This window comes from Bacillus sp. NMCC46 (assembly GCF_002998465.1).
Classification (GTDB): Bacteria; Bacillota; Bacilli; order Bacillales; family Bacillaceae; genus Bacillus.
The window spans coordinates 50,421-74,886 of sequence record NZ_PVQZ01000002.1; the positions used below are offsets into that span (position 1 = coordinate 50,421).

Consider the following 24,466-nt stretch of genomic DNA (forward strand, 5'->3'; position numbering starts at 1 on the left):
AGGCCGCTTATGACAGCGGCTTTTCGTTGTTGAGCTTCTCTATATACGCCTCAAGTGATTCTTTTGACATCTCGTGGACTGGCGCATGAGGGAGTGATTCTAAAAATAGCTTTCCATATGAAGCGGTTTTCACTCGGCGGTCTAGAATGAGCAATGTACCTATGTCTTTTTCAGAGCGCAGCAAGCGTCCTGCACCTTGTTTAAAGGTTAGCACAGCTTCTGGGAGAGCAACGGCTTTAAACGGATTCTTCCCCTGTTTTTTAGCGGCATCACATTTTGCTTCAATGAGCGGTGAATCAGGGGGGCGAAACGGGAGACGTGCCATAATGACTGTTGTCAGTTCTGATCCAGGAAAATCGACACCTTCCCAAAAACTACCCGTACCAAGTAAAATCGCATGTTTTGCTAATTTGAACATTTTCGTTAATTTAACAGGGCTCCCGCCCGTCAGACCTTGAGCAAAAAGGGCGGCTTGCATCCCTTCTGTTTTCAGCTCTTCATACACTGCTTTTAACATCTCATGTGAATTAAACAACACCAATATCTTCGCTTGATGCTGCTTTTCCATCACCTTAATGTACCGTGCTGCTTGCTCTACATAGTCGTGCTCATCACGGTTCGTAATCGGCGGCATATCAGCTGGTACAATCACCTTGAGCTGTTTTTCAAGTTCAAACGGTGACTCAATCTGTACAAGATGCGGATAAAAATCCTGCAGACCAAATCGTTCTAAGCAATAATCAAAGCGCCCATTGATTGTGAGTGTTCCTGATGTGAGAACAACACTTTTTTTGTTCATAAAAAAACGATCAGCTAAAAGCTCTCCTGTATCTAGCGGCTGTGCATGCATAAAGACAGCATTTTTGGCACCCTTTGCATCAATCTCAATCCAAACCGTTTCATCGTTTTTCGGTTCAAAAATAAACCGGTACAGCGTACTGCAAAATGTATGCATAAACGACATCACTTGATCGTATTCCTCTGCTTCAAAGGCAAAGTGTTCTGTCAGCTGATCACTTTTTTGAAGAAGCTCGCTTTTTTGCTGCTCATACAGCTTTTCACAAGCAATTAACAAGGAACAAAGCTTACTTGCCGTCTCTTTAATCCGTTTCCACTGCGCATGCTTCGAATGATGACGTACTCTATGAATGAGACGATTGATGTCTGCTTTTGGTTTTGTCCTTTTGACAAAAGAATGAACGGTACTAAAGAAGGCGTCACTTTCCATTTGAAGCTGATGAAGATACTCATCCATTTCGATAAAGGTGTCCGTCTGTAAACCTGCACCGTGAAATCTCTTTTTTAGCTTGTTTAAAAGACCGCCCTGTAAGGAGCCAAGCTGCGTTAATTTCGCATGAAGCTGGATATACGACGCACTATCTCCTAGTGTTTCATTGGCTGTTTTCTCAAATTGATGAGCCTCGTCAATCACATATACGTCTGCATGCTGAAAGATAGAAGATGCTTCCGTTTGTGATAAGAGCAGGCGATGATTCGTTAAAATTAAATTGGCTGTTTTGGCTCTTTTTTTGGCGCGTTCATAAAAGCAGTATTCTTTAAAGCGGCGCTTTTTCGATGTAAACGGCATGTGCACACACGAAATACGGTCTTTTATATTGGCAGCTCCTGACGGTAAATTCAGTTCAGATAAATCACCCGTTTCTGTGACAAGGAGCCACATTAATATTTGCGCCTTCGTTAAGACCACATCATAGTTATCATCTTCCTCATGCAGCACATGCTCAAACTTATCTAAGCAAATATAATGCGCCCGTCCTTTGAATACACAGGCAGCTGGCTCAAACGGAAGCAATTGATTTAAAATCGGCACATCGCGCTGAAGCATTTGCTGCTGCAAAAGAATGGAATATGTACTAATAATGACAGGTTTTCCTGATTTCTTTGCCTCTAGTGCAGCTGGTATGAGGTATGCCAGCGTTTTTCCAATACCTGGTGCCGCTTCAATTAAAGCATAGGCCCTTTCATGAAACACATCTCTCACTTTATTCATCATCGTGAGCTGGCCTTCTCTTACTTCATAGCCTTCCACTGTTTGGGGAAGCTTCTTTTTGATCTCCTCAAACAGCTGTTCATCGTCTTCCCCTACTGAATCTGTCGTATCCGTTTCAGGATTGGTGACATCTTTTACAGCAAAAGAGCCCACTTCTACCAAAGAATCTTCACGGCTAGCACGACTCGTTTCAAGCTGCTGTATTAAAAGTCCTATATCGCTTAAGAGATAAGAGGATAATCTGCGCAGCTGCTTTAGCACATTTGGCGGTGTATGTGTTAATTGATGTAATAAGGTTAAAAATAACATGGCAGTAACTTCCGCATCACTATCCGCCCGGTGCGGGTGGTCATGTGGAAGCATGAGCTCTTCACTTAATTCAGTGAGCTTATAACCTTCAAGCTCTGGATAAAGAATTCTAGAAATCTCAACTGTATCAATCGCTAGCACATCCAGCTCATTTTTCCCGCATGCTTTTAGTTCATCATTTAAAAAATTCAAGTCAAAATGAACATTGTGCGCAACAAAATAAGCGCCTTGAATAAGATCATACACCTCTTGGGCAATGTCCTCAAAAAACACTGCATCGTTAACCATGTGCTGCTGAATACCTGTCAGCTGTTCAATAAATCCAGGGATCGCTTTTCCCGGGTTCACATATTTTGAATACCGTTCGACAATTTGTCCATTTTCAATGACCACCGCAGCAATTTGAATGATTTTATCACCCTTTTTGGGTGAATTTCCGGTGGTTTCAATATCAACGACAACAAACCTTTGATCGGCCATAAAATGGACACCTCAATTCCTCGTTTCACTCGAAGTGAAACACGCTCTGGGCAAAATAGCTGAAACAGAACAGCTTCTTTTCTTAAAACTGTTCTGTTTCCTTGCAGCATGCGTTATAAAATCGTTCTCGCAGGCTCTTGCCCAATCATTTGTTCAATTTGATTTTGTTTATTTAATACGACCACTTTTGGTGTATGTGTCTTTGCTTCTTCTTCTGAGAGCATCCCATAAGCGATAATAATCACTTCATCCCCCGGTTGAACCAATCTTGCTGCCGCGCCATTTAGACAAATGACACCGCTCTTTCTTTCACCAGGAATAATATATGTTTCAAGTCTCGCTCCATTGTGATTATTGACAATCTGTACTTTCTCATTTGCCATCATGCCTGCCGCATCAAGTAAATCTTCGTCAATGGTGATACTTCCTACATAATGTAAGTTTGCTTCTGTTACCGTCGCTTTATGAAGTTTAGAGGTCATAAAGGTTCTATACATGTTTTTCACCGCTTTCAGGAACATGGAATATCACATTATCAATCAGTCTTGCCCGTGAGAATTTCACCGCAATCGCAATGATGACCTGACCTGCCAACTGCTGAAGCGGCTCAAGCTCTGGATAGGAGTAGATCTCAATATAATCGATTTCCCCGCTCGTTTGAAGAATTTCCTCTTCTACCAACTGATAAATACGACTGACGTCACGTTCACCTTTTTCAACCGCTGACTGTCCTTTTTTCAATGCGCGGTACAAAGCAGGTGCTTCTTGTCTTTCTTTTTCAGATAAGTACACATTTCTTGAACTTTTCGCTAAACCGTTTTCTTCTCTAACTGTCGGCACAGATACAAGGTGAAGATCAAAGAAGAAATCCTTGATCATCGCATCGATCACAGCGACTTGCTGTGCATCCTTTAGACCAAAATATACATTTGTTGGTGCTACAAGATGAAATAGCTTTGTAAGCACAGTAACAACGCCGTCGAAATGTCCTGGACGTTTTTTCCCGCATAAGACATCAGTCCGCTTTTGAACTGTCATCGTGATAGATGGTTCATTTGGGTACATTTCTTTCACATCAGGTGTAAATAAAATATCCACACCTGCTTCTTCTGCAAGGCGCTGATCTCTTTTCATATCCCTTGGATAGGATTCAAAGTCCTCGTTCGGTCCAAATTGCAAAGGATTGACAAAAATGCTCATTACCACAATGTCATTTTGATCCCTTGCCTCTTTCGCGAGCGTCAGATGTCCTTCATGAAGAAAGCCCATCGTTGGGACAAAGCCGATGGAATGCTGTTTTTCTTGATGCTGCTTGATCCATTCTTTCAGCTCGTGAATATGGGTGACAACGTTCATTTTTTCATACCCCCATATAAACCATCAAGGACTTCTTCTTTGATATGAAATGTATGCTTGTCTTCTGGAAATGTGCGTGCTTTTACTTCTTTCGTATATTGAATAAGCGCTTCTTCTAGTACAGTATCAATTTGCGCGTATTGTTTCACAAACTTAGGTGTTCTAGACACCCCGTATCCTACCACATCATGGTAAACGAGAACTTGTCCGTCTGCCTCAGCTCCTGCACCAATCCCGATGACAGGAATTTTCAGCATGTCGGTAATTCGTTTTGTCAGTTCACCAGGTACGCATTCAAGCACAAGTGCAATCGCACCAGCTTCCTCACATTTTAAGCTGTCTTCAATCAATTTCTGCGCACTTTCGTGGTCTTTTCCTTGCACTTTATATCCGCCAAGTACTCCAACTGACTGAGGTGTGAGGCCTAAATGACTGACGACAGGAATCCCGCCTCTTGTGAGAGCTTGAATGGATTCAAATACGCCATCTCCGCCTTCTAGCTTTAAAGCATCCGCACCGCTTTCTTGCATGATGCGTGCTGCGTTTTTCAATGTTTCTGCTAATGAATAATGGTAAGACATAAATGGCATATCCGTCACAATAAATGTGTCTTTTGCGCCTCTTTTCACTGCTTTTGTGTGATGAATCATGTCATCGATTGTGACTTGTACTGTCGAATCGAGTCCAAGTACAACCATCCCAAGTGAATCACCAACTAAGATCATGTCGACTTCCGCTTTTTCTGCTTGCTTTGCAGATGGATAGTCGTATGCTGTCAGCATCACAATCGGTTCGTTTTGTTCTTTCATTTTGAAAAAATCTAGCTTTGTCTTCATTTGTTCCTCCTCATTCTGGAGAGGAGATGGCTTGCCTCACATCACATGTTTTGATCTCTCATGCGCGGCGAATCATCCCTCTGTCCAAGTCCCTTAGGATCAAGGCAGAAATTTATCAAATTTTTGTTTCTACAGGTACAGCTCTTTTTCAGATACTGCCCACACGAAGTATATCAAAAATGTGCCGGGTGTTCCACTTAAGTTGACTTTATCTCGATGTCTGCGGAGTAGATTTTTTGAATACCTTCCTCCGTTTCAAGCAATAAAACACCTTCTTCATTGATTCCGAGCGCTTTTCCAGTGTATTGCCCATTGACGGTGCGGGCAACAATATGCTGACCGATCGTCATCGCAAACGATTCCCATAATTGTTTAATCGGTGTAAATCCACGCTTCATATAATCGTCATACCTTTTTTCAAAGGTGGACATGATCTGTTGTATGAGCGCAGCACGGTCCACTTTTTCATTCAGTTCCATTCGCAGGCTTGTGGCGACATCCTTTAGTTCATCCGGAAAGTCATCAGCCGTTTGGTTCACATTAATGCCCGGGCCAATTATCACCGCATGAACCTGGTCCGCCTCTGCTTTTAATTCGGTTAGAATGCCAACGACCTTTTTCCCGTTTAACAAAATATCGTTTGGCCATTTAATGGATGGACTGAGTCCTGTTTGCTCTGCAATGGCTTCTGCGATGGCTACAGATGCTAAAAGCGTCATCTGCGGCGCTTTGTGCAGCGGAATTTCAGGCCGTAGAACGAGACTCATCCAGATGCCTGTCCCATTTGGTGAATGCCACGTTCTTTGAAGGCGGCCTTTCCCGTTTGTCTGATGATCACTGACAACGAGCGTACCGTGGGGCGCACCTTCATTTACAAGATCATGGGCAATCAGCTGTGTGGAGGCGACTTCTTTCTGAAAATAAATGTGCCTGCCAAAGCTCTCTGTTTCTAGACCAAACAGAATTTCATCCTCACTAATTTTGTCCGGTTTACGAAGCAGGCGGTATCCCTTTCTTCTGACGGCTTCTACCTCATAGCCCTCTTTTCTGAGGCCCTCTATATGCTTCCAGACAGCCGTTCGAGAACAGCCAAGCTCATCACATATTTGCTGACTTGAGACAAAGTCCTCACTTGATGCTGTAAATAGTTCGATTAATCGTTTTCTAATTGCTGATCGCATGCTGTAAGCCACTCCTCTATGGCTTCTTTTCGGTTTTCCAAATGATTTTGCAGAACAGCTTTTTTCACCAAATCGAGCTCTTCTGCGATCCATTTTCCTGATGTCTTTTGCCGAAAGGCCATTAAATCTTTTCCTGAAACAGCGAGGTCTTGAAGCGTTTTAATCGGCAGTGCATCATAAGAACGCTTCGCTGCCTCAAGCTCGTCAAAGAAAATGCGGCGCTCGTGTTTTAGCTGTGAGATCTTCAAGCTAGATAAGAGCACGTGTTCACCAGCCTCAAACATCTTCTCCGCATCCCAGTCACAATCGACGTATTGGCTAATCGTCACCGCGTCTTTCAAAAGCTTTGTTGACAGCTTCCATTCTTTTAAGAAGAGCACAGCCTCCGCTTCATCTAAGCCAAGCAAATGGATAACAGCCCCCCATACTTCTTCTAGTCCATCCAGTAAATAATACGGAAATGATTGAAAGGATTCTTGCAGACCATCCTTTTTGAGACCCGGCAATTCTTCATACAATTTGGTAGAAATGAGCACCTTAATCGCCCGCTCACAATAACGGCCTTTTAAAAGCTTCTCCATTTCAATCTTTTTGCGTTCAACTGATATGTTGGCAAGCAGGTGCTTATCTTTTTTCATCGCTTCAGCCGTTTCTGCAGCGAGCTCAAAGCCAAGCTGGCTTAAAAAACGGACCGCTCTCATCATACGAAGCGCGTCTTCCTGAAAGCGGCACGCAGGATCTCCTACGGTTTGAATTCGTTTCCGCTCAATATCCTGTTTGCCCCCTACATGGTCAATGATCTCCCCATTTATATCCATGGCCATCGCATTGATCGTTAAATCTCTTCTTAAAAGATCTTCCTTCAATGATGTGATAAACGCCACTTCTTTCGGTCTGCGAAAATCTTCATATTCTGATTCAGTTCGAAACGTCGTCACCTCATAGCTGACCCCATCATGTAACACGATGACAGTGCCATGCTCTTTGCCAACATCAACTGTTTTTTCAAATAAGGATTCGACCTTATCAGGCGTTGCATCTGTTGCTATATCGATATCGCCGATTTCCCTGCCTAAAAGGACATCTCTCACTGCTCCGCCGACAAAGTAAGCCTGATGCCCATGTTCGTGCAGTGTATGTAAAATAGGGATCGCATGTGTGAATGGTTCATTCATGTTCATCATCACCTTCGATCAATTCTAGGTAAAGCTCTTCATATTCACTCACAATTTTTTCAGAAGAGAAATGGGCCTGAACACTAGACTGGGCCGCCGCAGACACTTGTTCATGAAGCGCTTTGTCTTTGAGTATAGAGACTGCGTGTTTAGCTGCCGCGTCTATATCGCCGAGCGGGACAAGGAAACCTGTTTCTCCATGTGTAATGACCTCTGGAATCCCGCCAACATCAGTCCCAATACATGGGACACCGCATGCCATCGCCTCAAGAAGCACAAGTCCGAAGCTCTCTTTCTCAGAAAGAAGCAGCTTCAAATCACTGATGGAATACAGCTCTTCTACTTTCTCTTGCTTTCCTAAAAATAACACGCGGTCTGTCAGCCCCAGTTTTTTCACGAGTTCGCATACGACCGATTTTTCAGGACCATCACCGATGAGCAGCAGCTTTGCCTGCACCTGTTCTGAGATCTTTTTAAACACATGAACGACATCATGCACCCGTTTGACCTTTCGAAAATTTGATACATGGATGACGACCTTATCGTCCGGTAAAAGACCATAATGTGTCTTTAGCACTTCGTGATCTTCGCGCAAATACACCCGTTCATCGACAAAATTATGGATCGTCTCGATCTTTTTATTTGGTTTGATAAGGTCATACGTCTGCGCAGCTAATGAATGCGATACCGCCGTTACCCGGTCTGATGATTCGATCGCAAATCGAATGACTTCCTTTAGTGATGGATCATAGCCTAATACCGTAATATCCGTCCCATGAAGCGTCGTGACGACTTTCACAGAGTGTCCCGTCATCTGCTTCGCTAAGAACGCACAGACGGCGTGCGGAACCGCATAATGCGCGTGAATAATATCAAGCTTCTCTCGTTTTGCAACTTCTGCCAATTTACTTGCTAATGCAAGGTCATAAGGCGGGTATTGAAAAACAGCGTATTGATTGACATCCACCTCATGAAAATAAATATTCGGATACACTTTATTGAGCCTAAACGGAATACTTGAGGTAATGAAATGAACATCGTGCCCTTTTTCAGCTAAACGTTTTCCAAGTTCCGTAGCAATAATGCCCGAGCCGCCGACACTTGGATAACAAGTGATTCCGACCTTCAGTTTTTTCATAATTACCCCCCAAGTAAGTCGTCATCTATCAAAAGTGGTTTCTTTGTGATAAACCCTTCTGCATAAGCTTTATTGACTTCCCTTCCATACATAGACTCTCTCATTTTGACAAAATCAATATAACCGTTCACAAGAGGTGTCTCAACTGAATTCGCCGATTTCACAAATTGACTTTTATACGCATGCAAGCTATCAATTTTTTGGTGCATTTCCTCAGAAATATCAATCACAAAATCTGGACGATGATGGCCGTTAATCATGTAATAATACATCTGACTTATTTTATGCGCTGGCTGCTTGTATGAATCTTCAAATTTATGTATACCTGCCGAAAAAGCAGCCTCTTCTACAAGTGAGCCCGCATGACCATGATCTGGATGCCGATCTTGGTGATGCGGAGCAAAAATCAGTTTCGGCTTGTATGTTCGAATCACGCCTGCAATGTCCTTCATCGCTTCGTCATTTAGATAAAGTCCTCTGTCTGGCAGTGTGAGCTGGATTCGCGTTGACACACCTAAAATGGCGGCAGCAGCTTTTGCTTCCTCTTTACGGCTCTCTACCGTTCCATTCGAAGATAATTCGGCCTGGGTCAAGTCGCAAATCCCGACACGCGCCCCTTTTTTTACGTATTTTGCAATCGTTCCGCCCATACCGATCTCAACATCATCGCTGTGGGCACCGAATGCAAGGATATCAAGTCGTTTCATTTGTTCCTCCGTTTTTTGCTACATCTCGAAAATCAAACGTGCCTTTATTTAAATTCCTGACTAAAATTTCAGCGGTCCCCATATTGGTGGCTAGTGGAATGGTATACACATCACAAAGCCGAATGAGTGCAGATACATCCGGTTCATGCGGCTGCGCGGTAAGCGGGTCTCTAAAAAAGAGCACAAGATCCATTGCATTATCAGCAATTAAAGCACCAATCTGCTGATCTCCTCCAAGTGGTCCTGACTGAAAACGATGAATGGGAAGCCCCGTCGCTTCTTTCACTCTCAAACCTGTTGTCCCTGTTGCGTAAAGTGTATGATCTGCCAATATATCACGGTACGCAATGGCAAATTGGATCATGTCACTTTTTTTCTTATCGTGAGCGATTAAAGCAATGTTCATCAGGAATCCACTCCTTATTAGTCGATGATATTTTCTAAACCATAGACGAGCTGATCAATGTGCATGACCTGTTCAACTGAAAGCTTCACACCTGACATAAATGATGCACGGTTATAAGAATCATGGCGAATGGTGAGCGTCTGTCCGTCCATTCCAAACAGTACTTCTTGATGTGCAATCATACCCGGAAGTCTTACGCTGTGCAGACGGATACCGTCATAATCTGCGCCTCGTGCACCTTCGATTAATTCTTTCTCTTCTGGATGTCCCTGCTTTTTGCTTTCTCTGACTTCTGCAATCATTTCAGCTGTTTTAAGCCCAGTACCGCTCGGAGCATCTAGTTTTTTATCATGGTGAAGCTCAATGATTTCAACGTCAGGAAAGTAATTCGCTGCCATTTTGGCAAACTTCATCATTAAGACCGCACCGACAGCAAAGTTTGGCGCAATAATACAGCCTATGCTCTTTTCTTCTGTTAATTGCTGTAGCTCTTTCAGGTCAGCTTCAGAAAATCCAGTGGTTCCTACGACTGGACGGACGCCATGTTCAAGTGCCTTTTTTGTATGTACTTTCCCGATTTCTGGTGTCGTCAAATCAATTAATACATCAGGTGCTGTCTCTGAAAGACACACATCAATATCTGTATAAATTGGCGCCTCAGATGTCGTATGAATCACATCAGATAATTTTTTTCCTTCGTGCGCGTGATCAAGGGCTGCCACAAGCTCAAAATGGCTCGTTTCTTCTGCCAGCTTCACAGCCTCTATCCCCATTCTTCCTCTTGCTCCAGCGATTACTACTTTGATGGTTTGGTTCGTCATCGTCTCTACTTCCCTTCTTTTTTCGTCCAGCGGTCTTTGTCTCTTGTATTGAATTTATGCATCACACGATCGTGTGCTTCCTCTAGTGATATATCTAGTGAATTAGCGAGGCATGTTAACACAAACAAAACATCGCCAATTTCTTCTTCCATGCTTTTTTCTGTTTCCGTTGTTTTTTTCGGCTTTTCTCCATAGTAATGGTTAACCTCTCTTGCTAGCTCGCCTAATTCTTCTGTCAGACGGGCCATCATGGCAAGCGGGCTGAAATAGCCTTCTTTAAATTGTCCTATGTAATCATCTACTTCTTGCTGCACGTGACGCAGCGTTTTTTCATTCGTCATGAAGCTCATCCTCCTATCCATCTCTTACATGTTAGCGAAATCATAAATATTTGACAAATGTTTAAGACTCAGTTTGCTTGTTTCTCTCCCATACCATATAATATTATCGCTGTCTAAGCAAAAAAAGGAGTGGTCTCTTGCTAAAAGAAATTCGTCTTAAAAATATCGTATTTATTTTAATAGGATCTGCGATTTTTTCTTTCGGTCTTGTTCATTTTAATATGCAGAACAATTTGGCGGAAGGCGGATTTACAGGTATTACACTGCTTTTATATTTTCTATTCCACATTGATCCATCCATTTCAAACCTTGTCTTAAACATTCCGATCTTTTTTATCGGCTGGAAAATGCTCGGCAGAACCATGTTTACTTATACAATTGTAGGAACCGTCAGTCTTTCTGTCTTTCTTGCCATCTTCCAGCGCTTTCAAATACATATGCCTCTCCAGCACGATTTGGCCCTAGCCGCGCTCTTTGCTGGTGTGTTTATCGGAACAGGCCTCGGGATCATCTTTAAGTTCGGCGGTACAACCGGCGGCGTGGACATCATCGCAAGACTCATCAACAAGCATTATCAGGTGGCCATGGGACGAACAATGTTCATCTTCGACGCATGTGTCATTACGATTTCTCTTACTTATTTAAATTACAAAGAAGCCATGTATACACTCGTCGCAGTGTTTGTTGCCGCAAAGGTCATTGACTTCATGCAAGAAGGCGCTTACGCAGCCAAAGGCGCCATGATTATCTCTGAAAAAGATGACATCATTCAAAAGAAAATCACAGAGGAAATGGAGCGCGGTGTGACCATTTTAAAAGGGGTTGGTTCCTATACAAAACAGGAGCGCAACGTCCTTTATTGCGTCGTCCCGAAAAACGAGCTTGTCCATCTCAAAAGCGTCGTGACCTCAGTCGATCCTCATGCATTTGTATCCGTCAGTGACGTGCATGATGTGCTTGGTGAAGGCTTCACATTAGATGAACACAAAAAGCCGCTTAATCCGCATTAAAAAAAGAAGCCCAAAAATGGTGCTTCTTTTTTTATGATTTCGGATAATCAGCCTGACGCTTTTGCTTCTTCTCTTTTTCAGCACGGTATTTCCGAAACCCAACATACGTTAACGTTAATAAAATGATACTCCCTGTTGTTAAAATGACCCATAAAAGCGATGGATCAGCTTCATCTTGATCGACGTGAGCAAACACACTCGATAAATCCTCTTCGAGCTTCGTGAGACGCTCAAGCTTTGTCCCACTTGATGCTTTTAAAAATTCACCTTGTTCAATCACTTCCATATGCTGCTTAATCGTTTGCAGCTTTTCAGGTGAAACATCAATGGTTAAACTTGGGTAGATCATATCGTATAAAGAAACCAGCTCATTCCAAGTTTCATAAAACGTCGTCGACTCTGGATCCTTCACTTCTTTTTTCAAAGTAGGAAAAGACCCCATAATGGGCCTCTCCAGCGAACCCCAAAGAGGCTCAGAGTCTGACTGGATCGCATCGAGCAGCATTCTAAACTGAGAGGCATAACGAAGCTTTTCGCGCTCATTCAATTCTTCCTGCGGCAGCCCTTTTATGATATCTTGATAGCCAAGTGTAATTTGCCGAATCTGCGTATTTGTCAGAGTACCACGCCAATTCTCAGCTTTAAATGTCTTTTCAACATACAATGCGACCTGTAACGCCTCATCATATTTAGCTTGTCTCGTTAATTGAAAGATTGAATCTGATAGTTCCGTTAATTCTTGCAGCACGTTAGCGGCTGTTTCCTCGCCTTTGGCAACAGGTGGCTGTAATACGAGAAAAAATAATAGAATCATCGCGATTGGCTTTCGTTTCATGCAAGTCCCTCCTAGCCCTTCTCCATACAGCGTATGAAGAAAAGGACAAGGTTAGACCAATATTGTTAAGGGAGTTCAAGCTTGACCGATTTTTTCGATAGGACGAGATAATACGAAACAAGAAGAACGGCAATACTTAACCAAAACGTGACATAGCCGATCTCGTTTGAATAGGCAGACAGCATAGAATAACGCGGCATCATACCAAATACATAATCAATCACATCGTTATGTAAAATCCATATGCCGGCTACCACCAAATGACGCATTTTAAAACGATAATACGGTGCAAACAATACAGCTTGAACCGCCATCGCAAAGTGAGACCCAATCAGCATGTATCCTTCCCACGGAAAGTCATCAACAGATAAAAGCACAAAGATATTCATTCCTACAGCCCATAACCCGTACTTAATCAAGGTCACAAGGGCAAGTGCTTCAAAATAAGGAGCGTTTCGTTTCATCAAAAACGCAAGTAGTACAAATAAAAAGAAAAAGCTTGCCGTTGGGCTGTCTGGAACAAAAGCTAAAAAGATAGCCGGCGTCTCTACAAGCTGAGGAATATACCAATAGTAGCCGTACACAGTGCCAAGGAAATTGATCATCAGGACTAGCACAAGCATGTAGCGCGTGGCTAGCAGATATTGAATCCATCTCATACGTCTCTTCACTCACGATCTGTTAAAATCAGAAAAAAGCTGACAGCGCCAGCTTTTTCTCTTTTGAGTATATCCTTGTACTTGCTTTTAAACAACTGAATTATTTAGATTTGACTTCAGATAAATATTTAGAAAGCTTTTCAAGTTCTTCATCGCTACCTTTAAAGATACCCTTAGGCATGTTGCCTTTTCCTTCAACAGCGATTTTAGCTATCTCCTCAGGTGCAAGACCGTTGTCAACAAGTGACGGTCCGGCTGCTCCGCCCTGCATGTTATCCCCGTGACAGGAGATACATGTCTGCTCCTGATAAATTTTATACTCTTCCGCTGAGGTATCAATCTCTGCTTCTTTCTTAATTTCACCTTGCTTCGCCGCTGCTTCCCAATCATGAGTAGCAACAGACTCCCACGTTAAATATGTTGCTGCGCCGACTGCAAGGATCATCATCCCCACTGCAACCGGTCTTCTATACGGTCTGCGTTCAGGACCAGAATCAAGAAATGGTGCGAGCAAAAGTGCACCAAACGCAATTCCAGGCATAATCATCGCGCCAACTACTGTATAGCCTCCTGCAGCAAATTCATATTTTAATAACTGGTACAAGAATAGGAAATACCAGTCTGGCAGCGGAATATAGCCGGTATCTGTTGGATCAGCCATCCGCTCAAGCGGAGGTGCATGAACAACAGTTAGGACAAGAAATCCAATTAAAAAAACGGCACCTACAAGCCATTCCTTTAAAAGAAAGTTCGGCCAAAAGGCTTCTGTTTTTCCCGGATATTCGGAATAGTCTTTAGGTATGTTAGGTTTTCTTTCTGCCGGAATTCTGGAGTCTCCGACAAACTTCATCCCTTTTCCCCTATGCAAAGTCATCCCCTCCTCATTGAACATTCATCAAACGCAACTTTTTTTATAGCGGTCCAGAAATTCCTTGCTTACGAATCATAATAAAGTGGGCAGCCATCAGCCCAAATAATGCCGCTGGCAAGAAAAAGACATGGATAGCGAAAAATCTCGTCAGCGTTTGTGCCCCTACAATGTCAGGATGACCTGCAAGCAGCGTTTTGATCTCTTTTCCAATGAATGGTGTGGCTTCTGCAATTTGAAGACCAACCTTCGTCGCAAATAGCGCCTTCATATCCCATGGCAAGAGATATCCTGTAAAACCAAGTCCAAGCATCACAAAGAAAATGAGCACACCAACAATCCAGTTCAGCTCTCTAGGCTTTTTATACGCCCCTTGGAAAAAGACCCTTAGCGTATGTAAAAACATCATGACAATGACTAGACTCGCACCCCAGTGGTGCATCCCTCTGACAATCTGACCAAATGCCACTTCATTTTGCAAATAATAGACAGATTCCCAGGCATTTTTAATATCCGGCACATAATACATCGTTAAAAACATGCCCGAAAGGACTTGAATGACTGTCACAAAAAACGTTAAACCGCCAAAACAGTACACAAAAGCGGAGAAATGATGTGCTGGATTGACATGCTCTGGCACCTCATGATCCGCAATATCTCTCCATATTGGTGTAATGTCTAGCCGCTCATCTACCCAATCATAAATCTTGTTAAGCATCGTTACCCTTCCCCTTTCGGCACAGCTTTTCCAAGATAGAGGTATCCGTCCTTCACTTGCTGCTTATAATGGTCAAGCGGTGCAAGCGGTGGAGTTCCGGGTACGTTTGTACCATCCTTGTCGTACAGCCCATAGTGGCATGGGCAGAAAAATTTGTTTGGATTTTTCGGATCACTGTTCCAGTTCACTGTACATCCTAAATGTTTACAGATTGGCGATAAAGCGACAATTTCATCCCCTTCTTTGTACACCCATGCTGACCTAGATTCCTTTGACTCATACCATGCATCTACTTGATCAATTTTAAAGTCAAAGCGCTTCGGTTCCTTCGTCAGTTCATCTACACTGACAACTTGAACCATATCCTGATCCTCTGTTCCTTTTAGCACAGGGTCAAGCGCAAAGCGAACCATAGGCATGAGCATTCCAGCGGCCATAAATCCCCCCACGCCGGTCAACGTGTAATTCAAAAATTGACGCCTGGACACTCCATGTCTCTTCTCGCTCATTTTTTTCTCCCCCCCTCAGGTCGTCAGCTACTTTATAACTGAATTAGAAAAAATTTCATAAAACTAGGACACCCTCATAATATATCAATCTATTCACAAGGTCAACAGCCTAAAAAGCTATGTACAATGCAAATGTAAGGGTTTTTATGAAGGGTTCCACTTTTGTAACAAAAAGTTCAAAATTTGTTCTACACTGTCTTGAACGATTTTTTGCTTTAATTCTACCTTTAAATGCTCGAGCGGAACCGGCTTTAACAAAAATAGCGCTTCACTAACCGCCGCTTGCTCTTTCCATTGATGATCAGATGAGATCAACACGACATGCTGAAAATGATCTTCTAGCGACTGCTTCATCGTGAAGATGTCTTCTAGTTTTCGATCATTGATCTCTACATATGTATGTGGCGGAAAAAGAAAGACCCGCCCTTTCAGCTGCCTTTCAAGTTCCTCTGCTACAAGAATGGTAAACTCACCTAAAGATACAGTTTGTTTGATTTGATTCGCATCTATTCCAACTATTGGAATGATAGCGGTATCAATGTAATCTTTAGATTGCAAAAAGCGATCCGCATCCTCCGCTTGAAACTTCATCAATTTCCCCTCTTTCATGACATAAGCCCTGCCTGTATAGGGCAAGGCTTATTCGTTCAGTTTATGACAATAGGCTTAATTCTTTTGCTAACTTATTAAATGTTTCTTGATCATGACGGTCAAGTGCCTCATCTATCTCTTTCATAAGCCGTTCTTTTTGGAACGTTGCGATCGAGTGTTCAAGCACTTTCTCCGCAAGATCCTTATCTTTTTCGTTCTCATAAAGATCCTTTGGAATATGAGGATTTGTTTCAAGCACAGCTGCATATTCCGGCGAACGATAAGCAGAACGGAAATTCAATTGAATAAACAAATCTTGCTGTTTATTCAAACGAATATCATGAAATGACTTTTCAGCATCTGTCGTCATGATGTTTTCTTTATAAAATCTAAAGGGAACTTCATCCACACAGTGTGTTGACATAATGATTCCCCTTGGGCAAAATTCTGCTTGCTCTACAAAATGAACCTTTTCCATCAAAGAGTCGTGACTCATTAAATAATTTAATATCCAAACACACTCTCTTCGTTTTAGCTGATAATGGTTTAAAAACCACCGGATGAATTCCTTCTTTTCATTGACAGAAACAGGGGTCTGCATGTTATTCCCTCCTCTATCGTAAATTAAATTGCTATACATGAATTATTCAACAAACCAGTTCTTCATTCCTGCAAACTATAAGGAAATTTCGTCTTCAATTCTTAAAATCGTTTCTTCGATTTCTTCATTCGTGCCATCTTTCTGAAGAACTTTGCGTAATAGCGGCAATGCTTCTTTTTGTCTGCCTTCTTCTAAAAGGAACGAAGCGTATTCATATAAAAAGTCACGCTCCTCATCAAAATCAGGCAGAGCCAGCTTGAAGTAATCGGCGGCTTCTTTGTATTCCTCTCGTCCAACAGAAGCAGATGCAGCATACCAATTCCATTTTGGATCAACTTCCCCAAAGCTTTTAACCTCTTTAATGACATCCAGGATTTCATCAAAAAGCTCTTCATTTAAATAGATCGCGAGCAATGTTTGAACCGCTTCAATATATCCCGGATCAAGAGCAAGTGCTTCTTGAAGCAGCTTTTTCGCATCTTCTGAATCCCCATTTTTCAAGTCAATCTTTGCACCATATAAATATAATTCTTTGTTATACTCATCAACTTTAATACCCTCTTTTACTACCTCTAAAGCCTCCTGATATAGTCCTTCTTCCTCATAACTTTTCGCTAAAGGCATATAAAGAGACGAATAAGACGGATCAATATCTTTTAGTTCTGAAAGCTGCTGAATGGCTGTTTTCGTTCTGCCGGCCCTCATCGCTGTAAATCCGTAGCCAAAAAGTGTATTCGGGTCTGTTTGATCTTTTACTGCCTTTTCGTACCATTCAAGCGCATCTTCAAATTCTCCAGTGGTGCTGAGTGATTCAGCGAGTCTCTGGTAAACATTGACGCCGCCAACCTCATGTTGTTGATCTGCGACTTTGTAGAAATAGTCGGCGGCTTTCTTTGAAAGACCTTGTGAAAAATACAATTCACCTAACGCAAAATCAATGATGGCTTCATTTGGAAGCAGTTCTTTCGCTTTTAAGAGCTTTTGTTCACTGACTTCAAATAGTCCTTGCATTTGATACAAATCTGCCATTAACAATAAACTCTCTGGATACGCATCATCATCTTCAGGAATCGTCTCTAATACCGAAATCGCCTTTTCTTCTTCATCAGAGTCCATCAGTAGCTCTGCATAAAAACATGTTAACCCTGTTTCCTCTGGATATAAATCATGTAAATCACTGATGAGATTCCGCGCTTTATCGATATCTCCCCAATCATAATATAACTGAGCTGCCTGCGCCTTTTCTTCATCATGCAAATGCTTTTCTGCCTGAGCAAGTGTTTGGAGTCCTTTTTCAGTCTCACCCGCCTCAACTAATTTTATGGCTTCTTGTAATGAACTATTCAAATCAAACCGTTCCTTTCTGTTTCCAAAAACCTAAACTATTGTTACTTCATATCATAATCGACAGGTACTCATCCAGCAAATATGTTGCTCTTTTAAAATGAACCCATTTTTTTGTTTTAAAGACTGTTTTTCATTTCATCCTTTACGAAACGGAAGTTTTGTAAACTGCAAGCACCTGAAATTCATTTTTTTATCGGATAAAATGATTTTTTTCCAGGTTTCATCTTGAGACAAGCTATGCTATCTTTCTTACAAATATGCATAAGGAAAGAAAAAGCCTGAGGACATCCTCAGACTGTTTTGGTTAAGTATTCAATGTGTTCAAAGAAATTCGGGTATGATACACGAACAGCATCTGTATCTTCAATCTCAACAGCTTGCTTTGTGATGCAAGCAGCAACCCCCAGCATCATACCGATTCGGTGATCTCCGTAGCTTGACACGACCGCGCCGCCTTGAAGTGTGGTTTTACCATGAATCTTCATACCATCATCAGTTGCTTCAATATCAGCACCGAGTTTTTTAAGTTCTGACACGACGGTATCAATTCGATTGGTCTCTTTTACTTTTAACTCAGCAGCATCTTTAATAATCGTTGTTCCTTCTGCTTGTGTCGCTAGAAGCGCTATAATCGGGATTTCGTCGATGAGTCTTGAAATCATGTCACCAGAAATTTCAATCCCTTTTAATGAAGAGGTTGAAATCGTTAAATCACCATACGGTTCTCCGTCTTTTGCATCTACTTCTTTGATCTCAAGATTCGCACCCATTTGTTTCAGTACATCGATAATACCCGTTCTTGTTTTGTTTAGCCCGACATTTTTTAACACAATCCGGCTGTTAGGAACAATAGATCCAGCAACAAGGAAAAATGCAGCTGAAGAGATGTCTCCAGGAACAAATATATCTGTTGCTTTTAATGTTTGACCGCCTTCAATGGAAACACTTTGTTCATCTTCGTCTAGTTTTACACCAAACATAGAGAGCATTCTTTCTGTATGATCTCTTGATTTATGCGGTTCAGTTAATGTTGTTGTTCCCTCTGCTTGAAGCCCCGCTAAAAGGACAGCGGACTTAATTTGGGCACTTGCCACCGGAGACTCATATGAGATACCTTTTAAATGACCGCCACGAATAGACAGTGGCGTATACTCGCCGTTTGCTCTGCCATCTATTTTCGCTCCCAGTTGTTTAAGTGGACCTGTTACTCGTTGCATTGGTCTTTTAGCAATACTCTCATCACCGATCAGTGTACTGTGAAACTCACAACCAGCTAATATTCCCATCATTAATCGAATGGTTGTACCAGAATTCCCAACATCGAGGACGTCAGACGGCTCCTTGAGCTCTTTCAGTCCCTTACCGTGGACCACAACATCTGTCCCTTTTTGTTCAATTTCAACGCCCATCTTTCTAAAGCAATCAATCGTACTTAAACAATCGGCTCCAGGAAGAAAGTTTTTCACCACTGTAGTCCCATCAGCAATTGCACCAAACATCACTGATCTATGAGAAATGGATTTATCACCTGGAATATGAATGACTCCATTCATAGGAGCATTTTTATGAATTTTCATGTTTGTCACCTCAGTCAGCATAAAATGTATCGTAATTCGCTCTATTTTTTATACAGATCTCTGCACGCTTACGGTCGTCATCTGTTTGAAAACTAATGCGCAAAATCCCATTAATGTCTTCCCGCGTTTCAATAATACGGATATTCGTAATACTGATGTTTTCATTTGCTAAATGCCCTGTAATCTCCGAAATGACCCCAGGGTGATCTGGAACATCCACATAAAGGTCATAAAAAGCAGGAATGGCACCTTTTTTCCTAAGAGGAAGTCCATCGCGATATTCCTTTGCCTCTTGAAAATAAGAGAACAAGCCTTCAGCGTCTTCTTGCTGTACAAAGGTCTCAATGCGGTCGATCTCTTTTTTCCATTCATGGAACCGGTCTAAAATCTTGTTTTTGTTGTGCAGAAGGATATCTCGCCACATTGCAGGATTGCTTGAAGCAATACGTGTAATGTCACGAAAGCCTCCAGCAGCAAACCGTTTGACAAGTGGGAATTGTTCTTCAAAATGATGTGCTTGATGCACAAGGCTGGCTGCAACAATATGAGGGAAATGACTAATCACACTTGTTACACCATCATGTTCTTCTGGGGTCATCTCAATGAAATGAGCATTTGTCCCTTTTAACAAGTCCTTCAAACGATCAACAGCCTGGCGATTTGTTTCCTTTGCCGGCGTTAAAATGTAGAATGCATTTTCAAATAAAAAGTCTTTCGCTGCAATGACTCCTGACTTATGAGAGCCTGCCATCGGATGTCCACCAATAAATTGGTAGTGCTTAGGAAGCGTTTTTTCAGCAAAATGGACGACCTTTTGCTTTGTGCTGCCAACATCGGTAATTGTGAGCTCTCTCTCAATTCCAGAGTTTGCAATATCACGAAGCATCTTGACTGTTTGCTGAACTGGTGTTGCCAATATAATAGTCGCAGATTCATCCAAACCTGCCGCAAATGAATCAGCTGCTAAATCAATGATACCCAGCTTTGTTGCCGCAACCATTTGTTCTTTGGACACATCGTATCCTACAATTTTTTTATGGGGATACTCTTTTTTAATCGACAGTGCGATGGAACCTCCAATTAAACCAAGTCCAGCGATTAATATTGTTTCGTTTGCATCATTCATGTTCATCACCTGTTTTTTCACGAAAATTAAAAAAGCCATTTCAACAGCTTATATGTATATGAGGTTGGTACAATGAAAGCCATATCCTGCCTTAGGATATGACTTTATGGTTATGCTACGCACGAATGCCTTGCATTAAATCGGCAAGTGTACTTAGAATTTCTGCATTTTGCTCCATTGTTCCGACCGTAATACGTAAAGAAGTCGGAAAACCAAGTGCTTTACCAGAACGAACAATGTAGCCTTTTTTCAATAATGCATTGAATAATTCATCTGCATCTCTCTTAAAATCAATCAGCACGAAGTTTGTTTGAGACGGATAAATAAAAAGTCCAAAACGGTCAGCAAATTCTTGATATTGCTTGAGACCTGCTTCATTTTTCTGTCTGCAAGATTGAATGAAATCCTGATCTTTTATCGCTGCACGTGCAGCTGCCTGAGCGATACGACTCGTATTAAACGGCTCTCTCGCTGGTTCAATCGCAGTAATCAACTCTTCCGACGCAATGCCATAGCCTACTCGAAGTGCAGCCAGTCCATACGCTTTTGAAAACGTTCGGAGTACGATGACATTTTGATAGGAATGTAATAAAGATAAGCTGTTCGGAAAGTCTTCCGCACGAACGTATTCGACATATGCTTCATCTAGTACAACAAGCACATGAGCTGGTACTTGGTCTAAAAACGCCACAAGCTCAGATTCTGACAAATGATTTCCCGTCGGGTTATTCGGGTTGCATACCCAGACGACCTTCGTGTTCTCATCAATCGCATCCAGCATGCCCTTCAGATCGTGAGCTCCTCCGTCTAAAAGCGGCACCTCTCGAATCTCTGCCTGCTCAATGACGGCATTGTGACGGTATTGCGGAAAAGATGGAGCTGGGATGACGGTATTTGTATGTTGGTCAAGGAATGCCCTAGCAATAATTTGCACAAGTTCATCTGAGCCATTCCCGAATATTAATTGTTTTTCATTTACTTGAAGAAACTCAGCAAGCTCCGTTCTTAAACTTGCGCTGTATCCATCTGGATAGATCGCTAAATGTTCGAGCTCAGCTTGTATCGCCTCTCTTGCATGTAAGGAACATCCAAAAGGGTTTTCATTTGAAGCCAATTTCACAATCTTGTCTAATTGATATTCTTTTTTGACCTCTTCAATTGGTTTCCCAGGCTGATACGGTTTTAGTTGTTTTAATTGATCTTTGATTTGCAAAAGTTTCACCTCATTTGAATGAATAGAGGGGACTAAATGTTTTTGCATAGGTTTCAAATTCTCTTAAAGCTTCTTGACGTGTATCACTTGCTAACAATTGATCTTGAAGTTCTTCAATTTTTTTCACAAGTGCACTGCCTACAACGACACCGTCACTCAGTTTATTCATTGAGTCTACCTGCTCTCTTGTTGAGATGCCAAAACCGACCGCAACCGGTATGTGACTCAGCTGTTTCACTTGTTGAATAAAATCAGTAATCGATTCGTCAAAGGTTTGTCTGACACCTGTTACACCAAGAGATGAAACACAATACACAAAACCTTCTGCCTGCTCTACAATGTTTACTAATCGTTCCTTGCTGGTTGGTGCAACGAGCGAAATATATGAAATGTCATAAGTTTGACAGTTCCTTTGCAGCTCACTGCTCTCTTCAAACGGCAAGTCGGGTGTTAAGAGTCCCGAAATATGATTTTTGCGCAGTAAAGCGAAAAAGTATTCTGTGTCTAATTGTAACACAGGATTATAATACGTAAATAGAATTACAGGAATTTTTACACCGTTTTTTTTCATCTTCCCTGCTAATTCTATCGCTTTTACAATATTCATGCCATGATTTAGAGCTCTTTTGGAGGCTCTTTGAATGACAGGACCGTCCGCTAGCGGGTCGGAATAAGGGACACCTAGTTCAATCGCATGTGCACCGGCTGCTTGAAGGGACACAGCTAAATCAATCGTGACTTCTTCTGACGGATCTCCTGCCGTGATAAATGGGATGAATAACTTCTCGCCTTGCTCTAATTGAAATGTGATCATTTGGTTTTGCCCTCACTTTCAAGCACATTCATTAATGTATGCACATCCTTATCTCCTCTTCCTGACAGGCAGACAAGGACGATTTCATCTTCATTCATCGTCCTGCTCATCTCAAACGCCTTGGCTAAAGCATGTGCTGATTCAATCGCTGGCAGGATTCCTTCCTTTTCCGTCAGCAGCTTTAGCGCATCCAGTGCTTCTTGATCTGTAGCACTCACATATTGAACCCGGCCGCTCGCATGTAAATATGCGTGCTCTGGCCCGATCCCAGGATAATCTAAACCAGCTGAAATGGAATAGGGCTCAATAATTTGGCCAAATTCGTCTTGGATTAAATATGTCAAAGATCCATGAATGACCCCTTTTGTCCCCTTCGTAATGGTTGCTGCATGAAGCGGCGTATCGATTCCTTTTCCAGCGGCTTCTACACCAATAATATCAATCTCTTCATCTAAAAACGCTCGGTACATTCCAATGGCATTACTTCCGCCACCGACACAAGCAATGACTTTATGTGGGAGCCTGCCTTCTTTTTTAAGTATCTGCTCTTTTGCTTCATCACCAATCATCCGTTGGAACTCACTGACGATTTGGGGATACGGGTGAGGTCCTACAACTGAGCCGATCATATAGAAATGATCACTGCAGTGCTGGACCCAGTAACGAATCGCTTCGTTGGTTGCATCTTTTAATGTGCCGTTCCCGCTTGTGACAGGTATAACCTCAGCGCCAAGGAGCTTCATTCGGAATACATTGAGTGATTGTCTTTCCACATCCTCTTTTCCCATAAATACTGTGCAGGATAATCCAAATTTTGCGGCCACCGTTGCAGCTGCTACTCCGTGCTGTCCTGCGCCTGTTTCCGCAATGATGTTCGATTTCCCCATTTTTTTTGCGAGCAGGGCCTGCCCAAGTGCATTGTTGATTTTATGAGCGCCTGTATGGTTTAAATCTTCTCTTTTTAAATAGATTTTTGCGCCGCCGAGGTATGCTGACAATTGATCAGCATATGTCAGCGCAGTCGGTCTGCCTGAATAGTTTTGCAAAAGGGAAAGATACTCTTGCTCAAAAGCAGGGTCTTCTTTTAATTCGTTAAATGCTTGTTCGATTTCTTCGAGCGGCTGCATGAGCGTCTCAGGAACAAATTTCCCTCCAAATTCTCCATATCTGCCAAGCTCATTTGGATATGCGTACATCGTTTAACATCCTTTCTTCGAGCGCTTTGATCTTAGCGCTGCTTTTATTCCCGTTTTCTTCTATGCCGCTTGAAAGATCGATCGCTTTTGGGCCATAGGCAAGCAGCTCTGGCAGCGTTTCTGGTGTTATTCCGCCTGCAATGATACATGTTTTCTCCAGTCGTTTTGCCTGCTGAATGTATACAGGTACCGCTTCCCATGTAAAAGCTGTGCCAGAACCACCTCTCATCCCTTTTACTTTCGCATCAATGAGGAAGCCATCGACAAACGGCGCAAATGCCGTCATTTTATCGAGTGTTTCTTTTACATCGGGCTCGTGGTGAAAGACTTTCCACACAATCGCTCCTGTTTGTTGTTTTATTTCTTTTGCATCCTCTCGTGTTTCATCTCCATGCAGCTGCACGATATCTAAAGGAATATGCTTTGTGATGTCACACACTTTTTGGATGTTTTCATTTACAAATACACCCGTAATCTCTTTCTCACACTGCGACACAGTGAGCCATTGTTTCACTTGATCTGGATCGACTTGTCTTTTACTTGGAGCAAAAATAAATCCGATCGCATCTGCTTGAGATTGCGCAATGCATTCTACATCTTCTTGTGATACCGCCCCACAATATTTTAAAAAAGGCTTCATC

Annotated in this window: 26 protein-coding genes; 1 reads left to right on the forward strand and 25 read right to left on the reverse strand. The window is 42.2% G+C overall.

Annotation, left to right across the window (positions count from 1 at the left end; all coding sequences use genetic code 11):
* Window positions 1–7 precede the first annotated feature (7 nt).
* From dinG to C6Y01_RS05795, 11 genes are all read right to left on the reverse strand, one after another.
* Window positions 8–2,800 carry an ATP-dependent DNA helicase DinG gene (dinG, locus tag C6Y01_RS05745; RefSeq protein WP_034661040.1) on the reverse strand — a complete coding sequence of 931 codons (2,793 nt, stop codon included), beginning with the start codon at window positions 2,798–2,800 and terminating at the stop codon, window positions 8–10.
* 113 nt (window positions 2,801–2,913) lie between these two features.
* Window positions 2,914–3,297, reverse strand: a complete 384-nt coding sequence (gene panD, locus C6Y01_RS05750; RefSeq protein ID WP_024422780.1) for an aspartate 1-decarboxylase — start codon at window positions 3,295–3,297, stop codon at window positions 2,914–2,916.
* Window positions 3,290–4,156: a pantoate--beta-alanine ligase gene (gene panC, locus C6Y01_RS05755; protein WP_106037936.1), complete on the reverse strand. Its 867-nt coding sequence runs from the start codon at window positions 4,154–4,156 to the stop codon at window positions 3,290–3,292. Before panC ends, panD begins: the two co-directional genes overlap by 8 nt.
* Window positions 4,153–4,992: a 3-methyl-2-oxobutanoate hydroxymethyltransferase gene (panB, locus tag C6Y01_RS05760; protein ID WP_106037937.1), complete on the reverse strand. Its 840-nt coding sequence runs from the start codon at window positions 4,990–4,992 to the stop codon at window positions 4,153–4,155. The genes panC and panB overlap by 4 nt, the downstream gene beginning before the upstream one ends.
* A gap of 197 nt (window positions 4,993–5,189) precedes the next feature.
* The gene (locus tag C6Y01_RS05765) at window positions 5,190–6,173 is read right to left on the reverse strand and encodes a biotin--[acetyl-CoA-carboxylase] ligase (protein WP_095285326.1); all 984 of its coding nucleotides are present in this window, start codon (window positions 6,171–6,173) and stop codon (window positions 5,190–5,192) included.
* The gene (locus C6Y01_RS05770; protein ID WP_106037938.1) at window positions 6,146–7,348 is read right to left on the reverse strand and encodes a CCA tRNA nucleotidyltransferase; all 1,203 of its coding nucleotides are present in this window, start codon (window positions 7,346–7,348) and stop codon (window positions 6,146–6,148) included. The genes C6Y01_RS05765 and C6Y01_RS05770 overlap by 28 nt, the downstream gene beginning before the upstream one ends.
* On the reverse strand, window positions 7,341–8,486 hold the full coding sequence (gene bshA, locus C6Y01_RS05775) for an N-acetyl-alpha-D-glucosaminyl L-malate synthase BshA (protein ID WP_034661048.1): 1,146 nt from the start codon (window positions 8,484–8,486) through the stop codon (window positions 7,341–7,343). Before bshA ends, C6Y01_RS05770 begins: the two co-directional genes overlap by 8 nt.
* A gap of 2 nt (window positions 8,487–8,488) precedes the next feature.
* Complete coding sequence (gene bshB1 / locus C6Y01_RS05780; RefSeq protein ID WP_034661049.1) at window positions 8,489–9,193, reverse strand: bacillithiol biosynthesis deacetylase BshB1; 705 nt, start codon at window positions 9,191–9,193, stop codon at window positions 8,489–8,491.
* Window positions 9,180–9,599: a methylglyoxal synthase gene (mgsA, locus tag C6Y01_RS05785; RefSeq protein WP_012010363.1), complete on the reverse strand. Its 420-nt coding sequence runs from the start codon at window positions 9,597–9,599 to the stop codon at window positions 9,180–9,182. The genes bshB1 and mgsA overlap by 14 nt, the downstream gene beginning before the upstream one ends.
* A gap of 17 nt (window positions 9,600–9,616) precedes the next feature.
* Complete coding sequence (gene dapB / locus C6Y01_RS05790) at window positions 9,617–10,420, reverse strand: 4-hydroxy-tetrahydrodipicolinate reductase (RefSeq protein WP_060596733.1); 804 nt, start codon at window positions 10,418–10,420, stop codon at window positions 9,617–9,619.
* Between the two features lie 5 nt (window positions 10,421–10,425).
* Window positions 10,426–10,761 carry a nucleotide pyrophosphohydrolase gene (locus C6Y01_RS05795; protein WP_003215805.1) on the reverse strand — a complete coding sequence of 112 codons (336 nt, stop codon included), beginning with the start codon at window positions 10,759–10,761 and terminating at the stop codon, window positions 10,426–10,428.
* Between the two features lie 137 nt (window positions 10,762–10,898).
* On the opposite strand from C6Y01_RS05795, the gene C6Y01_RS05800 reads away from it, so the two are divergent.
* Entirely contained in the window at window positions 10,899–11,771 is an 873-nt protein-coding gene (locus C6Y01_RS05800; RefSeq protein ID WP_003215598.1) for a YitT family protein, read from the forward strand.
* A gap of 31 nt (window positions 11,772–11,802) precedes the next feature.
* Here C6Y01_RS05800 and ypjB read toward each other — a convergent pair whose 3' ends face one another.
* The 14 genes from ypjB to C6Y01_RS05870 all read right to left on the reverse strand — a co-directional run bounded on the left by ypjB (window position 11,803) and on the right by C6Y01_RS05870 (window position 24,465).
* On the reverse strand, window positions 11,803–12,606 hold the full coding sequence (ypjB, locus tag C6Y01_RS05805; protein ID WP_034661053.1) for a sporulation protein YpjB: 804 nt from the start codon (window positions 12,604–12,606) through the stop codon (window positions 11,803–11,805).
* Window positions 12,607–12,671: 65 nt separating this feature from the next.
* Window positions 12,672–13,265 (reverse strand): lipoprotein heptaprenylglyceryl N-acetyltransferase LhaT, encoded by a 594-nt coding sequence (gene lhaT / locus C6Y01_RS05810; RefSeq protein WP_034661054.1) that lies wholly within the window; start codon window positions 13,263–13,265, stop codon window positions 12,672–12,674.
* Between the two features lie 100 nt (window positions 13,266–13,365).
* Entirely contained in the window at window positions 13,366–14,133 is a 768-nt protein-coding gene (locus tag C6Y01_RS05815) for a menaquinol-cytochrome c reductase cytochrome b/c subunit (protein ID WP_003215888.1), read from the reverse strand.
* Window positions 14,134–14,176: 43 nt separating this feature from the next.
* On the reverse strand, window positions 14,177–14,851 hold the full coding sequence (gene qcrB, locus C6Y01_RS05820) for a menaquinol-cytochrome c reductase cytochrome b subunit (protein ID WP_003215804.1): 675 nt from the start codon (window positions 14,849–14,851) through the stop codon (window positions 14,177–14,179).
* 2 nt (window positions 14,852–14,853) lie between these two features.
* The gene (locus C6Y01_RS05825; RefSeq protein ID WP_007500911.1) at window positions 14,854–15,360 is read right to left on the reverse strand and encodes a ubiquinol-cytochrome c reductase iron-sulfur subunit; all 507 of its coding nucleotides are present in this window, start codon (window positions 15,358–15,360) and stop codon (window positions 14,854–14,856) included.
* A 144-nt stretch (window positions 15,361–15,504) separates the two neighbouring features.
* Window positions 15,505–15,951, reverse strand: coding sequence for a YpiF family protein (locus C6Y01_RS05830; protein ID WP_095285331.1), 447 nt, complete (start codon window positions 15,949–15,951; stop codon window positions 15,505–15,507).
* 61 nt (window positions 15,952–16,012) lie between these two features.
* Window positions 16,013–16,552, reverse strand: coding sequence for a ReoY family proteolytic degradation factor (locus tag C6Y01_RS05835; RefSeq protein ID WP_008344562.1), 540 nt, complete (start codon window positions 16,550–16,552; stop codon window positions 16,013–16,015).
* A 75-nt stretch (window positions 16,553–16,627) separates the two neighbouring features.
* Entirely contained in the window at window positions 16,628–17,899 is a 1,272-nt protein-coding gene (locus C6Y01_RS05840; RefSeq protein WP_106037939.1) for a tetratricopeptide repeat protein, read from the reverse strand.
* 290 nt (window positions 17,900–18,189) lie between these two features.
* Window positions 18,190–19,476 carry a 3-phosphoshikimate 1-carboxyvinyltransferase gene (aroA, locus tag C6Y01_RS05845; protein WP_095285332.1) on the reverse strand — a complete coding sequence of 429 codons (1,287 nt, stop codon included), beginning with the start codon at window positions 19,474–19,476 and terminating at the stop codon, window positions 18,190–18,192.
* A 10-nt stretch (window positions 19,477–19,486) separates the two neighbouring features.
* Window positions 19,487–20,602 carry a prephenate dehydrogenase gene (locus C6Y01_RS05850; protein WP_034661976.1) on the reverse strand — a complete coding sequence of 372 codons (1,116 nt, stop codon included), beginning with the start codon at window positions 20,600–20,602 and terminating at the stop codon, window positions 19,487–19,489.
* 115 nt (window positions 20,603–20,717) lie between these two features.
* Window positions 20,718–21,815: a histidinol-phosphate transaminase gene (gene hisC, locus C6Y01_RS05855; RefSeq protein WP_034661979.1), complete on the reverse strand. Its 1,098-nt coding sequence runs from the start codon at window positions 21,813–21,815 to the stop codon at window positions 20,718–20,720.
* Window positions 21,816–21,825: 10 nt separating this feature from the next.
* The gene (trpA, locus tag C6Y01_RS05860) at window positions 21,826–22,629 is read right to left on the reverse strand and encodes a tryptophan synthase subunit alpha (protein ID WP_034661058.1); all 804 of its coding nucleotides are present in this window, start codon (window positions 22,627–22,629) and stop codon (window positions 21,826–21,828) included.
* Window positions 22,626–23,825, reverse strand: a complete 1,200-nt coding sequence (trpB, locus tag C6Y01_RS05865) for a tryptophan synthase subunit beta (protein ID WP_034661059.1) — start codon at window positions 23,823–23,825, stop codon at window positions 22,626–22,628. Before trpB ends, trpA begins: the two co-directional genes overlap by 4 nt.
* On the reverse strand, window positions 23,806–24,465 hold the full coding sequence (locus tag C6Y01_RS05870; protein WP_080869502.1) for a phosphoribosylanthranilate isomerase: 660 nt from the start codon (window positions 24,463–24,465) through the stop codon (window positions 23,806–23,808). Before C6Y01_RS05870 ends, trpB begins: the two co-directional genes overlap by 20 nt.
* Window position 24,466: the final 1 nt, after the last annotated feature.